General features: G+C 37.2%; 10 protein-coding genes. 1 reads left to right on the top strand and 9 read right to left on the bottom strand.

Features of this window, described 5'->3' with window-relative positions; translation table 11 throughout:
- Positions 1–2 precede the first annotated feature (2 nt).
- On the bottom strand, positions 3–1742 hold the full coding sequence (gene msbA, locus RF53_RS07010) for a lipid A export permease/ATP-binding protein MsbA (protein ID WP_039037083.1): 1740 nt from the start codon (positions 1740–1742) through the stop codon (positions 3–5).
- Positions 1743–1802: 60 nt separating this feature from the next.
- Entirely contained in the window at positions 1803–4070 is a 2268-nt protein-coding gene (locus RF53_RS07015; protein WP_039037084.1) for a DNA internalization-related competence protein ComEC/Rec2, read from the bottom strand.
- Here RF53_RS07015 and RF53_RS07020 point away from each other — a divergent pair.
- Entirely contained in the window at positions 4050–4553 is a 504-nt protein-coding gene (locus RF53_RS07020; protein ID WP_006792805.1) for a DUF2062 domain-containing protein, read from the top strand. The two genes, RF53_RS07015 and RF53_RS07020, sit on opposite strands and share 21 nt — an antisense overlap.
- A gap of 70 nt (positions 4554–4623) precedes the next feature.
- On the opposite strand, the gene RF53_RS07025 is transcribed toward RF53_RS07020, so the two are convergent.
- The 7 genes from RF53_RS07025 to RF53_RS07055 all read right to left on the bottom strand — a co-directional run bounded on the left by RF53_RS07025 (position 4624) and on the right by RF53_RS07055 (position 17375).
- Positions 4624–6369 carry a DUF3466 family protein gene (locus tag RF53_RS07025; RefSeq protein ID WP_039037085.1) on the bottom strand — a complete coding sequence of 582 codons (1746 nt, stop codon included), beginning with the start codon at positions 6367–6369 and terminating at the stop codon, positions 4624–4626.
- 11 nt (positions 6370–6380) lie between these two features.
- Positions 6381–8294 (bottom strand): ATP-binding cassette ATPase Uup, encoded by a 1914-nt coding sequence (gene uup / locus RF53_RS07030; RefSeq protein ID WP_039037086.1) that lies wholly within the window; start codon positions 8292–8294, stop codon positions 6381–6383.
- Positions 8295–8309: 15 nt separating this feature from the next.
- Positions 8310–8549 (bottom strand): glutaredoxin family protein, encoded by a 240-nt coding sequence (locus tag RF53_RS07035; protein ID WP_039037087.1) that lies wholly within the window; start codon positions 8547–8549, stop codon positions 8310–8312.
- A complete protein-coding gene (gene rlmKL / locus RF53_RS07040; protein WP_039037088.1) occupies positions 8542–10659 on the bottom strand; it encodes a bifunctional 23S rRNA (guanine(2069)-N(7))-methyltransferase RlmK/23S rRNA (guanine(2445)-N(2))-methyltransferase RlmL in 2118 nt (705 codons plus the stop codon). Before rlmKL ends, RF53_RS07035 begins: the two co-directional genes overlap by 8 nt.
- Before the next feature lie 90 nt (positions 10660–10749).
- Entirely contained in the window at positions 10750–11280 is a 531-nt protein-coding gene (locus tag RF53_RS07045; protein WP_039037089.1) for a cell division protein ZapC, read from the bottom strand.
- Positions 11281–11402: 122 nt separating this feature from the next.
- A complete protein-coding gene (gene pyrD, locus RF53_RS07050; protein ID WP_039037090.1) occupies positions 11403–12413 on the bottom strand; it encodes a quinone-dependent dihydroorotate dehydrogenase in 1011 nt (336 codons plus the stop codon).
- Between the two features lie 120 nt (positions 12414–12533).
- On the bottom strand, positions 12534–17375 hold the full coding sequence (locus tag RF53_RS07055; RefSeq protein WP_039037091.1) for an NAD-glutamate dehydrogenase: 4842 nt from the start codon (positions 17373–17375) through the stop codon (positions 12534–12536).

Genomic DNA, 17375 nt, shown 5'->3' on the forward strand with positions numbered 1-17375 from the left:
GGTTACTCGCCAAACTGCATTTTACACAACGCTGAATAAGTTCCATCGTTTGAAAGTAAGCTGGTGTGATCGCCACTTTCAATAACACGGCCATTATCGATAACGTAAATTTTATCGCTATTTTCAATTGTAGATAATCGATGTGCAATGACAATTGATGTTTTATCTTTCATTAAGTCATCAAGCGCATGTTGAATCAGTTTTTCGGACTCTGTATCTAAAGCGGATGTTGCCTCATCTAATATTAAAATAGGGGCATCTTTTAAAATAGCTCTGGCTATAGCAATGCGTTGACGTTGACCACCAGAGAGCATCACTCCGTTTTCACCTACCATCGTATTTAGCTTTTCAGGTAAGTCTTTTACAAACTCCCACACGTGGGCCTGCTTAGCTACCTGTAATAACTCGGCATCTGAAATATCTCGCTGAATTCCATAACATATATTGTTAGCTATAGTGTCGTTAAACAGCACAACCTGTTGCGATACTAGCGCAAATTGGCGTCGCAGATCTGTAAGCTTATAATCATTTAAAGGAATACCATCTAACAGTATTTGACTTGGTAAGTCTAAATCATAGTAACGTGGTAATAAATTAGAAATTGTTGATTTACCTGAACCCGAACGCCCAACTAACGCAATACTTTCGCCGGCTTGAATTGTAAGCGTTAAGTTATTTAATACAGGTTCATCTTTTGTGGGATATTTGAAAGTCACATTTTTGACCTCAATTAAACCTTTGGCTTTTGTTACAGATACTGTGCCTGTATCTTTTTCTATATTTTCGTCAAGTATTAAAAATATACTTTGCGCTGCAGAAATACCGCGCTGCATATCACTATTAACGTTAGCTAACTGTTTTAGCGGACGAAGTAACATCATCATCGATGAAATAAGCACAACAAAGTCGCCTGAGCTAATGCTGTCTATCATTGAGGGCATTGATACCACCCATAAAATGACGGCCATAGCACTCGCTGCAAGTATTTGAATAACTGAAACACTTAATGCCTTTGTAGCATCCATTTTTATACGTTGTTGTCGGTTATGATTGTTAATTTTAGAAAATTGATTAATTTCTCTCTCTTGACCGCCAAAACCATGAATCACTTTATGGCCACTGAGCATTTGCTCTGAGCTTCTTGTTACTTGCCCCATAGCTGATTGTATATTTTTAGAAATATGACGAAAACGCTTAGATACTATTGCAACGATCAGCGCAACTAAAGGAATAATAACTAAAAATATCAGAGATAATTGCCAGCTTGTATAGAACATTACACCAAGCAGAAACACAACAAATGCCCCTTCTCGCACTACAATCAGTAATGCTTTGGTTATTGCTTGTTGAACTTGTTCTGTATCAAACGTGATTTTAGAAATTAGGTCACCTGTTGAGTTTTTATCGTGAAATGAAACAGGTAGATGTAATATATGTTCAAATAATTCCTGACGGAGTGAACGAACAACTTGCGAGCCTACATAGCTTAGGCAATAAGATGACATAAAATTAAAAATACCACGACCAATAACCAAAGCTATCACTACAAAAGGGGCGTATTTTAATACTTCGTTATTTCGTTGATTTAAACCTTCATCAATAAAAGGCTTCATTAATTGAATAAATAAAGCATCCATACCGGAATAGCCAATCATGCCAACAATAGCAACTATTGCCACGCTTTTGTAAGCACCTACGTAAGAAATTAAACGCTTGTAAATTTGTGTAGTACTTTGATCCATAATACTCTCTTTATTCAATTACAGACCCTATTGTATCCTTGCTAGAACTAAAACAAAACGTCAATCTTTTATAAACCAGTAGCTTTGATAGTCTCGTGCTGTAATAACAGTCACAGTCTCTTCGTAAAACTCCACCGTAATTTGCCCGTGTTGCCCAGTAACATACTGCAAGGCATTAATGTTTCTATAACGCTCAACAACCTCAGTTTTAGGAAATTGCCACTGCCCTTTGTAAGCACTTGAATGAATAACAACCTGTGGCATAACTGCATTAATAAATTTATTACTTGATGACGTACTACTACCGTGATGAGGGCTAAGTAACACTGTACTTTTTAAACTATCGCTAGAGTTTATCAGTTGCGACTCTCTATTTTTTGAAATATCGCCTGTAAATAGAACGCTGTGCTCTTTATATGAAACCTTTATTACACAAGACTCATCATTTTCATTACTATATAAGGGGGATGGAAAGCTTTTAATTATTAGCCCAGCCATGTTTACTTCGTTTGGAATACACCCCTTTGAGGGTCCATTAGGGTGAAATTCATTAAATGAAAACTTTAAACCTGCGCTGATAAAATGAGATAAACCACCGGAATGGTCATTATCAAGGTGACTAACTACAGAATGAGTCACTGCAATATTATTTATATCAATAAAAGGTAACAAAATACTTTTAGCACGGCTAAAACGATTAAAGTAACTAGGCCCAAAATCATAAATAAACCCTTTATCATCTTTGTCAATAAGCGCCATAAGACCGTGCCCAACATCGAAGACATGTAATTTCCATGTAGGCTTATCAGCAAGTAAATAATCAATATAGAGCATGACTAAAGGTAAAAAAGCGAGCCGCCTATATGGCGAAAAATAAAAAATTAAAAGAGCAAGATAAGCATAAATAATGACACTTAGACCAATAATTCCTATGTTTAGCCAACCAAAACCTGCTGGTAATTTATTTAAACAGGTAAAAATAAAAGCTAGACCGCTATCGATAAAAATAATCACCATACTAATATCAAATACGGCACTTATAGCCGTTAATAAAATTAAACAAGGCATTAAAATAAATGAAAGAAATGGAATTGCGACTAAGTTTATGACTAAGCCAGCAACACTCACGCCATTAAAAAAGTAAAAAGACAGAGGCAGTAAACCAATAAATAGTGCAGCCTGAATAGTAATTAATGCAAAAAGTACCTTTAGAAATGAATTGGTAGAGGGAGGTATATTTTTAATAACTAAAAAAATAACCACGACTGCAAAAAATGAAAAATATAATCCAGGATTAAGGGTATTGAACGGATTAACAACGAGTACAATAACAAGCGCAAACAAAATACTGCGCCATCTCATTGGCTGCCTTTGAAAATAATATAGAAGTAAATAACAGCCAAGCATTATTAGTGCACGAGTCGCTGAAACCAAAAAATTACTTAAATAGACATAAACAAACGCTGATACAAAGCCAATCACACTGTAAGCAATTGAAAAATTCATCGTTTGATTATTAAACAATTTAACGTGAAAAAATACCCACTTTGTAATGAAGAAACCAAACCCGAACACCAACCCAATGTGTAAGCCTGAAATAGCAAGTAAATGGCTTAAACCCAGTGATTGCATCAGCTGCTTATCACTCGGTGTCATTAACGTCTTATCCCCTGCTAATAAAGCATAGTAAAGCCAATTTAGTGTTGTATTTTCGTAAGTATTTTTAATGAAGCTTTTATAACTTTGAACACTATTTTGTTCTGAAGTGCTTTTGATTTTTAATTCTTTATTAAGAACTTTTCCTTTAAAGAAAATTCGCTGCTTAAATGCATACAGTTCGTTATCAAATACATTAAAGTTCTTATTACTTCTAAATTTTTTTAAATTAACACTTGCCACAAAACGATCATTAGCACGCAATGGGTGATCTAAATTAACGCTTAACATCGCGCTAGGTGCACTCAAATTAGAATAGTATTTTCCATTAATACGCACTAATTTTGCTTTGACATATTGGGGAGCTTTGTTTGAGATGACTTCTTGTATTACAACTTCGACTGGATATGCGTACTTTTCATCATTAATTATGTGCTCAAAGTTATAAAAAATATGATAATGCGCTATAACGATACAAATTCCACAAATAAAGCCTAACAATAAAGACAAAAACGGCTTAAAATAAGCGCCTATTATTACAATGGACACTGTAATAATAATAAATTCGAGAGTTTCGTAATAAAACACGGTTGAAATACAGCCAATTACAAAACCAAGACTGATCCACACTGATGTAAATGGTTGCTTTAAATGGCTAAGAAAACTATCCAAAGATTTTTACCCGATCCGAATAAAATTAGACATCACAAATCGTTAAAAATTTTTGGTAAGCTTTTGCAAGATGCAAATCTTTGGCACTTAAACAGACGTTCTGCTCGAGGAGCCTTTGCGGTTGGTTTATTTTTTGCTTTCATCCCTGTTCCCTTTCAAATGGTATTAGCCGCAGCGACTGCTATTTTATTTAGAGTTAACTTACCTATCTCAGCAACACTTGTTTGGCTTACTAATCCGTTAACCATGCCACCTATTTTTTATGGGTCTTACCTCGTTGGTACTCTTGTTTTAAATCAACCAGAACAACACTTTGCTTTTGAGCTTAACTGGGCTTGGTTTGAGCAGAGTATCGAAACCATTGGCCCTGCATTCTTAGTTGGCTCGCTTGTATGCGCCTCTATAGCATCAATCATAGGCTATTTTGGCATTGATATTTTATGGCGCCGCTCTGTTGTAAAGGCAAGAGCTGCACGCAAATAATATCGATCCTTTTAATAGTATAGACGAAAAAAAACCCAGCTAGAAAGCTGGGTTTTTTATTTAAAAATAATTAAAAACGAAATACGCGTCGAATACCAATTAATGGTAATAGAAATAACGCTAACCAAGAGGTACTGGCTGAACTTCTTTCAAAAAATTCGGCCTCTGGCGGTGCACAATCTTCAATTTCACCATTCTCCAGAGGTGTTAATTTAACTGCAACAGCGACGGTTTCAAATTCAATATTACCGTTAATATCGGTCACTACACCACCAAGTGTGTCACGCTTTTCTACTGTTTTGGTGGCTACACCAAACACTTCGTTATTCTCATTAATAACATTAGCTTCAACAACTGTGTATGGGTAATCGGTTTCACCATCTGATTCATAACATGGTAAAAAGTCATTGATGTTAGTTATTTTATCTTCACCAATTTTATAAATAAATGCGGCTTTATCTCGTGAACTGTCCGATCCACCTAATTCACTCTCACCAACAATATAACCTTGATTATTGATATCGTTAGCAGTCGAGTTTGCTGCTAAAAAGAAGTTTGTAGGGTAAACAGTGTTACCAGTAGCAATATCATGATAAAAGAATTTTCTTACCCGAGTGTTTTCAACTATTCGAGTTACATAACCAGCAATAATATTTTCATCATTTATTGCTGAAGAAATCCCTGTCTGATTAGAGTCATTTTCTTGGTCAATATAAGTAACAACTTCGCCATCTTTGAAGTACACAGGCATTGTAACAAATGTATTATCATTATTTTTATAACGTGTATGTGAGGAGCCTACTGCAACACCATTTGCATTTACTGCAAAAGCAGTACTGGTAAATGTGTCTTCTTCCACTTCATCTTCATCTGGAGTTAAAGCTAACCCAAGTTCTTCTACAGAAGTAATATTAAGGGAGTCATCCAACTGCCACTTGACAGCTCGCTTGTTAAAAATTCCGCCAAGAAAATTGCTATTTAATAGATTAATACAAGAAGAAACGGGTTCATCTTCGCCATCGCAATTTTCATCAATATCTTCTAATCTTTCAAAGTTAATATCCGTTGACACATTACCTACGACAATATAACCAGTATTAGTTTTAACAATATCATTGGCACGGCTTGTACCCCCGTATTCATTAAACTCAGGAACAAGAGGTACTTCTGCGCCATCAGCACCTATTACAATTCCTCGCTCGATAAAGTCATGAGTAAACCAAGTTTCAGCCTCATCTTCATCTTCTGGTGTGAAAGAAACTTTGTCATAGGGTGCACTACCCCAACCAACTGAGACTCCGTCTTCGCTCACGGCGTTGTAGACGTTAAAAGTGGAACGAGTTAAACCATCATAGTCTACTGAAGAAACATCATAAAGAGACTGTTCAACAACTTCATTTTCGTTAAATCTAATACCGGTAAACGAATTTAGTTTTTGATATTCAAAATTAGTCGATAAACCAGATAAAAATCTAACCATAAAGTTATGCGCATCAGGATTAGTCAAAGCTGCATCATTATTCTCTATATCATCAAGTGTAAAAGTAATTACCTTATCACTTAGTTCGAAAATTGAAACTTCGCTGTCATAAGCATTCTCGATTGTATTATCTGTAAAATCAATATAACTGGTATCTATGGGTAAGTTATATAATCCATTTGCTAAACCAATTATGTGCCCGCTTTCACTTGCATCAGTAACGTAAGAAAATTTTGCATTATCGAGTGTGCCTAATTCACTTAATTGGTATGTTGCACTAATAGCTGATGTACTCAATGTCGCTAGGATACTGGCAGCGAGTAATTTATATTTCATTTTAGTCCTTACTACTGATTCTGTAATTCTTCAAGTTCTTCCCATCGCTCAAAAGCGGCTTCAAGGTCAGACTCAAGTTGTGCTAAATGGTTCAATGCTTTGGTTGTTATGTCACTGTCTTGTTTAAAAAAGTCAGGATCGCCTACCACATTTTGCTGGGCTTCTACGTCAGCTTCAAGTTGCTCCATTTTATTAGGCAACTGCTCTAATTCAAGTTTTAATTTGTAAGAAAGCTTATTCGTTTTAGCGGCTGGCTTTGCAGCAGGGGTCGGTTGCTTCTCTACTTTTTTTGCAGCTGGTTGAACAGCTTGTTTTTCTTGTTCTGCTAAATAACTTACATAAGCTTCATAGTCACTATAACCGCCGACTATATCCGTTACTTTTCCGTTACCTTCAAATGCCCATACACTAGAGCATGTATTATCGATAAATTCACGGTCATGGCTTACAATAATCACGGTACCTTGATACTGATTAATAATGTCTTCTAACAGCTCAAGTGTTTCAATATCTAAATCATTGGTTGGCTCATCCAATACCAGGATATTCGATGGTTTTAAAAATAGCTTAGCAAGTAATAATCGGTTTTTTTCTCCGCCAGATAAGGCCTTAACTGGTGTTCTAGCGCGCGCAGGTGGAAACAAAAAGTCTTGTAAATAACCTAATACATGACGAGAGCGCCCACCCATCATGACTTCTTGCTTGCCTTCTGCAACATTGTCTTGTACTGTTGCTTCTTCGTCTAACTTTTCACGGTATTGATCAAAGTAAGCAAATTCTAGATTAACACCCTGCTTAGTTTCACCGCTGTCAGGTGCTAAGTCACCAAACATTAGTTTTAATAGAGTTGTTTTACCCACACCATTAGGACCGACTAAACCGATACGGTCGCCACGCATAACTAAAGTAGAAAAATCGCTTACAATCGTTTTCTCTTTAAAAGCATGAGATAAATGCTTAGCTTCAAAAACTAATTTACCTGAGCGGTCTGCGGTTTCAATATTGAAATCTGTTTTACCAACTTGATCAACTCGTTGCTTGCGCTCATTACGTAATTGTTTTAATTCACGAACACGGCCTTCATTACGAGTTCTCCGGGCTTTTACTCCCTGACGGATCCACGCTTCTTCTTCAGCTAATCGTTTATCAAAGAGTGCATTTTGACTTTCTTCTACTTTTAAGTCATGCGCTTTTTGTTCTAGATAAGTGGCGTAGTCACCTGGATATGAAATAAGTTTGCCGCGGTCTAAATCCAAAATACGTGTAGCAATTGCACGAATAAACGCACGATCGTGAGATATAAATACAATCCCACCTTTAAAGTCTTTTAAGAACTGCTCTAACCACATCACACTTGTCATATCTAAGTGGTTTGTTGGTTCATCTAATAGCAACAAGTCTGGCTCACTAACTAATGCACGTGCCAGTGCAACCTTACGTAACCATCCACCTGAAAGCGATTCAAGTTTCGCATCAGGTGACAGCTCAAGCTTAGTTAATACTAATTGAATACGGCTATCGAAGCGCCAGCCATCAGCGGCTTCTAGCTTATTAGATAAGCGCTCAAGTTTATTTAATAATTGATCGGTACATTCAGTTTGCAGTTCATTACTCACATGGTGATAATCGATAAGTAAATTAGCAATTTCTGGCATACCTTGGGCAACATAATCAAATACGGTACCGCTGGCCCCTTTAGGTGGATCTTGTTCAAGACGAGAGATTTTTAAACCACCGAGCTGGTTTATTTCACCATCATCCAATATTACTTGGCCGTCTAATACTTTTAACAGCGTTGATTTACCTGCGCCGTTACGCCCCACAATACAAACTCGCTCACCACTTTCAATAACAGCATCTGCGTTGTTAAGTAACGCATGTGTACCAAAGGCAAGCTGTGCTTTCGAAATTCTTATTAAATCCATAATTCTACAATGCTCTTAATCTGCCAGTGCTAAAAATATTTGCACTTGTTCTGCAGTAAAAGGCCAAAACAATTGTTGGCCATGTTCATTTTTTAAAACAGGAATACTTACCTGATATTGCGCAATAAGCTGTTTGTCAGTCATTATGTCTGTTAACAATAAACTGCCTTCGCTCATTAATAACGGTGTTATTAGTGCGTGGGCTTGTTCACATAAATGACACCCATCCGTATGGTATAAAGTCCACTTAGCCATGGGTAATTAACCAGCTGTTATGAATTTTTTTATTACGCTTAAAGTCTGGTGAGAGTGTTTTCTCAGAAATATTAACAGCTTTTAAACCTAAACCAATCAATCCAACTTCATCCATAACAAAGCCACGTTTGTTGTTAGAAAAAATCAATGTTCCAGACGGGCTAAGAATTTTTTTAACCCAAGTAAGTAACTTAATGTGATCGCTCTGAACATCAAAAGCATCTTTCATTCGCTTTGAATTTGAAAATGTTGGCGGATCAAGAAAGATTAAATCATATTGCGCAGTCGCATGCTCTAGCCATTTAAGGCAATCTGCTTGCTCAAAACGATAACGCGTATTGCTAATATTATTTAAATCAAAATTATCTTGGCCCCATTTCAAATAGGTCTTGGATAAATCAACTGTGGTTATAGCCTTTGCTCCACCAATAGCTGCATGAACTGATGCACTTCCTGTGTAGGCAAATAAATTTAAAAAACGTTTGTCCTTGGCATTTTCTTGAATGTAGCGACGAACTAAACGATGATCTAAAAATAACCCCGTGTCTAAATAATCAAATAAATTTACTTTAAACTTAGCACCAAATTCTTCAACAACCATCGTTCTATTTTGCTTAGCCATAGGGGTGTATTGCTCTTCACCTTTTTGCTTTTTGCGAACTTTTACAGCTATGTTTTCAGGTGCTATGTTTAGTTGTTGCGCTGTTAAGCTAATGACGTCCTGAAGGCGCTTATCAGATACTTTTTCATCTATTTCTTTTGGTGCAGCGTACTCAAAAATTACAGCGCTGTCGTTATATACATCAACCGCTACATTGTATTCTGGAATATCAGCATCATAAACGCGATACGCGTCGACTTTGTTTTGCTTTAACCAATTTTTAAGACCTTGTTTATTTTTTTTAAGACGGTTAGCAAACGACATTGAACCTTCATAATTAAGGGCTTTTTTGTCATCAGTCGTCAAACTAACTTGCTTGTCATCTAGTTGATATAAGTTAAGCTCAACATCTAATGGACCATTTTTAAATTTATAACGTTTTAATTTAACAAGCTTTAAAAGTTTAAATAAACTCTCATCCATGCCCAATAACGCCAGTTTCCAATGGTTAAAATGCTTTTTAAAGCCAACACCTAAATTACGGTGTAAATCAACTAACTCAGCCATAGAGCCAATACGTTCACCATAAGGCAAATTTGAAATAACCACACCTGGTAATTTAGCTACTGCGGTTAACTTGGTTGCATCGCTTTGCTTAAATTTAATTATGTCATCAAGCTCTGCACGCTTTGCATTATCAATGGCTTTACTTAATACCTGAGCATCGTAGTCGTGGCCTATTAGCCAAAGTTTCGGATCGGTTATATTCGCAAGTAGTTCTTCTTTTAGCGCTTTAAATTTTGCCACTCTAAAACTAGGTAAACGTTCAAAAGCAAAACCTTCACGAAACAAACCTGGCGCTTCATTACGTGCCATACCTGCGGCTTCTATTAAAATAGTACCTGCACCACAACAAGGGTCAAACAGAGGTTGTTTAACGTTATCTAGCCATCCGCTGCGTTTAATAATTGCAGCCGCTAAATGCTCTTTTATTGGCGCTTTACCTTGTCCCTGTCGGTAGCCACGTTCAGATAGTCTTGGCCCTGAGTAGTCAATATATAAAGAAACACCGTGACGATTTAAACGTGCAACAACACGAACATTGGCATCCTGTTTATCAACATTAGGGCGTTGCTCATACAAATCATTAAAGTAGTCAACAATTGCATCTTTAATTACTAAACCAGAAAACTGTGTATTCTTTAACGAATCATTAGTACCGTTAAAATCTACAGCAAATGTTTGCGTTGGGCCAAACCATTCTTGCCAAGGTTGAAAACGAGCAAATTTATACAAGCTATCTTTATCATTAACGCCTTCTTTTTCTTCGATAAGCATAAGCACACGCGTTGCAAAACGGCTTGATAAACAAACCTTTTGCGCCAGTAATGAGTCAGCCTCAAAACGAACAGAACCAACAGTTTGCTTAGACACAGCAGCGCCAAGTTCTGTTAACTCATCAACCAATAAATTTTCGATTCCAATAGAAGTAAGTGCGATAAATTGCAAAGTAGTAACCCTTAATAGCTAATTGCGCAGGATTATACCATAGGTTGAGGGACAAACACGCCATAACACATGCTTTATAGCGTAAATTACTTAGGCAGTTTTAAATTTAAGTTGCTGAGTTAAGATAGGATGAACGCGATTATTTAGAATTTTGATAGCTTCAAATTGAACAAGAGATAAATTTTCGTCTAATTGAAAATTCTCGCTTAAATTTAAGCAAACCGAGGCATCATGACAGTGATCAACAATCAAAAAGTCGCCCGTTTGCGCCTTAGAAACTAATTTAACGACTGCTTCAACACTTGGTTGGCTGCCGGTATATTCATTAAAAAACCAGCTTTTTGCTAGCACAGGTTTTAAATGAAACTTAACCGCTGTAGCATTTAACGCTATTTGACATATTTGTGCACCAGACCAGATTTCAAACCCGTCCAGGTAATTATAAACTTGTTCGTAAAATGCAGCATCTTCTAAGCTAAAGTTAGGGTTTTTGATAACTAAATCTGTTAACTGCCTTATTTTATAAGGGGTGCAAAGCTGCATTTCATCGTTCAAATCAAGTAATAAACGATTTTTATTAGGACAAGCAATCCACTGCCATTGCTTTGATGCTTGTAACATTTGCTCCTCCTTGTGGGCTATATTAAAAATAGTATCAGTTCAAAGTATAACTGCTTTTGACCATTTTATACATAAATGCTTAGAACATTTATCGAACGATCAAAAGCTTAGATAACTGATCCTTATAAGCCGTTTACGATCGATTTTACCAATTCAGGGCCTTTATAAATAAAACCTGTATAAACCTGTACTAAACTAGCACCCGCATTAAGCTTCTCTTTAGCTGAATTAGCATCATCAATTCCGCCAACACCAATAATAGGTAACTGGCCTTTTGTTAATCGTCTTAATTCACTTACTACTTCTGTAGAGCGTGTTCTTACAGGGTGTCCTGATAAACCACCGGCCTCATCAGCATACTGCTGACCGATCACATCACTTCGTTCTAGTGTTGTATTAGTTGCAATTACCCCGTCAATTTTGTTGTTTAGCAGTGACTCACTTACCTGTTCAATTTGAATAGGATCAAGATCCGGCGCAATTTTAACAAGCATAGGAACTTGCTTATTATGTTTTGAAATTAAATCTAGCTGCTCATTTTTAAGACTTTGCAATAAATCATCAAGTGCAGCACCGTATTGTAAATCTCTCAGGCCGGGTGTGTTTGGTGAAGAAATATTCACGGTAATATAAGAGGCATGCTCAAAAACTTTTCTCATACAATGTATGTAATCGTCTTTACCTTGCTCATTAGGGGTATCTTTATTTTTACCTATATTAATACCTAATATGCCGTTGTAATTTGCTGCTTTTACATTACTAATTAAATTATCAACACCTTTATTATTAAAGCCCATACGATTAATAATAGCGTTTGATTCTGCCAATCTAAATATACGGGGTTTATCGTTACCTGCTTGCGGGCGAGGTGTAACAGTACCCACCTCTATAAAACCAAAACCCATTTGGCTAAATGCATCTATGCACTCTGCATTTTTATCTAAACCTGCAGCTAAGCCAACCGGATTTTTAAATTCAAGACCTAAAAAGTTAACGGGCTTATTTGCTACAGATTGCGACCATGCGGCACTCAAAGGCGTATTAGCAAAGCGGCTTAAATTATTAAGAGCAAATTCATGTGCCCACTCCGCATCACGGGTAAACATAAAACGGCGAGCTAAATCGTAAAACATGAATATATTCCTCTTTAAATTACAGACAAAAAAATACCTCAGTCAAGGCTGAGGTATTATATAACATTTTTAATAATTAGCTTATTACTTAGTTAATAAATAATAATGCGCGTAATTATTTTATTTTGCTGGTGTATCACAATTGTGACTCAATAGCATTAGTTCACGCAATGCCACTGAGAACTTGGCAAAATCATGACTTTGCGACGTTTTAAATTCAGCCAGCATTTGTTTCCAACGAGTAAGTAATAACTCTTGCTTATCCATCCACTCATCAATTTGGTAATCAACGTCTTTTTCATCCGCTTCAAAGCTATTTAAAACAACCTGAGCCAATGTTCGTTGCTGCCAATCTAACTCTTCACGATAAGATGAACGGGCCAACGCTTGCCAATGGTTAGCAACAGGTTGGTTAGTTATTTGATCTAAGAACCAATGTAAGCCCATTCTTGCACCAAGCTTAAAGTAAGTATTAGACACCATAGCAATGCCTCTACGCGAATTATTAGCAATTTCTGCTAAGTCCATCACCGAGAACAAGCTAGATAATGAAACAATGCGCTTAGCTATATCTAATGGTACTCCACTATCTGTTAACTTAGTTGCAGCTTCATCTATGCGAGCACTTTCCTTTTCAACAATATAAGTGTTCAAGTTATCGCTCAAATCACTAAATGTTGGTGAGAAGTACTCAATACCTTGCTCAATCGTTTGTGATTTATTGCGATGACGCAAGAACCATCGAGTTGCTCTGCGAACAGTTCTACGAAGCTGATAAAGCATTTCTGTCTGTACTGCCGCTGGAATTTTATTATCTAAAGCGCTGATTGATGACCACGTATCACGCATTTCAAAAATTTCACTGGCAATTGAGTAACACATCGCAATTTCTGCTTCGCTTGCACCTGTTTCTTCGTGCATACGAACCATGAAATTTAAGCCCATGTCATTAACAATATTATTAGCAAGTTTGGTCGCTATAATTTCTTTACGAAGTGGGTGATTATTCATGGCATCATTAAATTTCTCACGAAGTGGACGTGGGAATGATTTAACTAGTAACTGACGATAATATGGATTCTCAGTAATATCATCCGTTACAAGCGAATCTTTTAACACCATTTTAGCGTATGAAACCAATACTGATAACTCAGGACGCGTTAGATCTTTGCCTGATGCTGCTCGCTCTGCTAACTCTTCATCACTTGGAATAAACTCTATAGCACGGTCTAATTTGCCATCTTTCTCAAGGGCATGAATAAAGCGAATTTTTTCCTTAAGTGTCGATGTACCACGAGATTGCGTGATTGAAATTGTATGTGTTTGACGATAACAGTCTTTCAATACCAGCTCTGACACTTCATCAGTCATAGAATAAAGCAGTTCATCACGCTGCTTAAGTGTTAAATCACCTTCAGCAACTAACCCATTAAGTAAAATTTTAATATTTACTTCATTATCTGAACAAGCAACGCCGCCAACGTTATCAATAAAGTCAGTATTTACGCGTCCGCCTTGTTCAGCAAATTCTATGCGTCCAAGTTGCGTAGCACCTAGGTTACCACCCTCACCTAGTACTTTAGCACCCAATTCTTTACCGTTTATACGTAGCGCGTCGTTTGCACGGTCGCCTACGTCAGCATCGGTCTCTTTTGTATGCTTAATGTATGTACCGATACCACCATTCCAAAGTAAATCAAATTCCATCATTAATGATGCTTTCATCAACTCATTTGGTGTCATGCTTGCTTTTTTAGTACCCAGCATTTTTTTCATTTCTGGGCTAAGGGTAATCGATTTTGCAGCACGAGAGAAAATACCACCACCGGCTGAAATAAGGTCTTTGTTGTAGTCTTCCCACGAAGAACGAGGCATATTAAATAAACGTTCACGCTCTACATACGATTTTGAGGCATCAGGATTAGGGTCTACAAATATATGCATATGGTTAAATGCAACTTGTAAACGAATGTGCTTAGACAGCAACATGCCATTACCAAATACGTCTCCAGCCATATCGCCAATTGCAACTACTGTAAAATCAGTAGTTTGACAGTCAATATCCATCTCACGGAAGTGACGCTTAACAGACTCCCATGCACCTTTAGCGGTTATGCCCATTTTTTTATGGTCGTAACCTACAGAACCACCCGATGCAAAGGCATCACCAAGCCAAAAGTTGTACTCATTTGCAATGCCGTTAGCTATATCAGAAAACGTTGCTGTTCCTTTATCGGCAGCCACTACTAAATACGCATCATCTTCATCATGACGAACAACATTACTTGCTGGCACTATTTCACCACGTGCAATATTGTCAGTGATATCTAGTAAACCTCTAATAAAGATTTTATAACACTCTTGGCCTTCTTTAATGAAAGCATCGCGCTCTGATGGTAGCTGTTTACAAACAAATCCACCTTTAGAGCCAACGGGTACAATTACGGTATTTTTAACTTGTTGCGCTTTAACTAAGCCCAAAACCTCTGTTCGAAAATCTTCACGACGGTCTGACCAACGTAGTCCACCGCGAGCTACCTTACCAAAGCGTAAATGTACGCCTTCAACACGAGGCGAATAAACAAATATTTCAAAAGCAGGTAGCGGTAACGGTACGTCAGGAATCAAACTAGGTTGTATTTTAAATGATACGTAAGATTTAAACTGGTTCTGAGCGTCTTTTTGATAGTAGTTAGTGCGCAGCGTAGCCACAATCATATCTACGTATAAACGTATAATGCGGTCATCATCTAGATTGGCTACATTTTCAAGCTCAAGGTAAATTTGTGCTATTAACTTGTCCAATGTTTTAGAACTCGCAGGGCTCTTAACAGAAAAGCGTTTAGCGAATAAGTTAACGATTTGAGACGCAATATGTGGGTAGTTAGCAAACGTACTTTCAATATATGTTTGAGAAAAAGTAACACCAATTTGGCGCATGTATTTAGCATAAGCACGCAAAATAGAGGCTTCACGACCCGTTAAGCCGCCCATTAGCACTAAACGGTTAAAACCGTCATTTTCTAAACGGTTATTCCATACATTGGTTAAAGCCGCACGAAAACGAGCAGACACTTTATCAAAATCATCCATCCCTTTACTGTCAATCAGCATAGAGAAATCCATAATCCAATTAATTCGGCCATCACTAGTTTTAACCGAATAAGGTGTTTCACCTATTACACGTAAACCAAAGTTTTCTAGCATTGGCATTACATCTGACAAATGAATTGGCTCATCTTTATGAAATAAGCTCAAACGGACAATATTAGTATTCGCTTCTTCTTGAGGGCGATAAAAAAGCATCTCAAGTTTATTTTCTTCACTTAATAGCTCTAGTTTTTCAATATCAACTACTGCGGCACTCGGTAACACTTCATCTTTGTATGAACGAGCAAACGCGTTACAATATTTACGGTTTAAATCATTTCCACGCGCTTCACCTGCAGACTCTAAAAGCGCAGATTGTAGTTTGTCTTCCCAAGTACGGGCAGCTTCTATTAAATTATTTTCGATGTCTTTCACATTAAATTCGATATTGTTGTCAGTCACACGAACAGTGTAATGAGTACGTGCTAGTGTTGACTCGGAGAAGTAAGTGGTAAATTCGACTTTTTCGTCAGAATTAAATGCATTGCCTAAAATATCTTGAGTTTCCCTACGCAGGGCTGTGTTGTAGCGCTCGCGAGGAACATAAACCATACAAGAGAAAAAACGACCATAGGCATCTTTTCGCACAAATAAGCGACACATATCACGCTCTTGCACTTGTAATACACCGGTTGCAACTTCAAGTAACTCATTTTCGCGTGCTTGTACTAACTCATCACGCGGGTAAGTTTCTAAAATATTTAATACCGCTTTGTAAGCGTGTGTGCCTTTTGCAAAATCACACATATCCATTATGCGAGTAATTTTGCTTTTTAAAACAGGAACATCAGCAGCACTATTATTATAAAAATTAGATGAAAATAAACCAATAAAACGGTCTTCACCAATAACATTCCCTTCATCATCAAAACGTTTTACACCAACGTAATCGATATAAGCGGGACGATGAACACGAGACTGTGAATTAGTTTTAGTTAATATCAATAAATTACTGCTGCGTGCTTCCTGGCGAGCCACCTCAGGTAACTCAGAAAGCAAGCGAGTATGCTCTTCAGTAGAGTTTTTTAACAACCCTAAACTTGTATCCATTTTACCTTTAAGCTGATAGTCCCCCTGAACAGGACTTAACTCGTATTCACGGTAACCCATAAGGGTAAAATTATCGCTAACTAGCCAATCTAAAAATTCAACGGTTTCTGCCACTTCACTTTTATTTTTGCCGTGGCGGCGCTTAGGTAGCTCTTTACTTACTTCAATTAGTTTTTTTCTTATTGGCTGCCAGTCTTCAACAGCAACAGACACATCAACAAGTACGGATTCTAATTCTTTTTTGAAAGACTCAATGGCAGACGAATCTGTTTGGCGATCAATCTCTATGAAAAAAACTGTTTTTGTAGATGTAGATTCTTGCTCTGCTTTTAAATTAGATAAGCCTGAGATTTTAGCGTTGTCATCGCGTTGAATTTTAAGTGGGCTATGAAGTAATAAGTGAGAGGCAATATTTTCACGAGTCATGGCCATACGAACAGAATCAACTAAAAAAGGCATATCTTTAGCAATAATTTCTACGATGGTATGTGATGACTGCCAGCCATCTTTTGCCACTTCGGGGTTGAAAACGCGAATAACGGCGTCGTCAGTAGTATTTTTTTCTAGCGAATTCCAAAGGCTGAGTGCAGCACCGTATAAGTCACTGTCGTTTCGATTTGCCAAATCCTCTTTAGACATATTGCTGTACAAGGCTTTGGCGAATTTCTCAACGAGTAACACATTATCAGCGTGAACTTTTTTCTGGATAAGCTTACAGACATTATCTAGGATAACCGAGGCTTGGCCTTCATTTCGTGTCAT

The organism is Pseudoalteromonas sp. ECSMB14103 (assembly GCF_000813065.1).
Lineage (GTDB): Bacteria > Pseudomonadota > Gammaproteobacteria > Enterobacterales > Alteromonadaceae > Pseudoalteromonas > Pseudoalteromonas marina.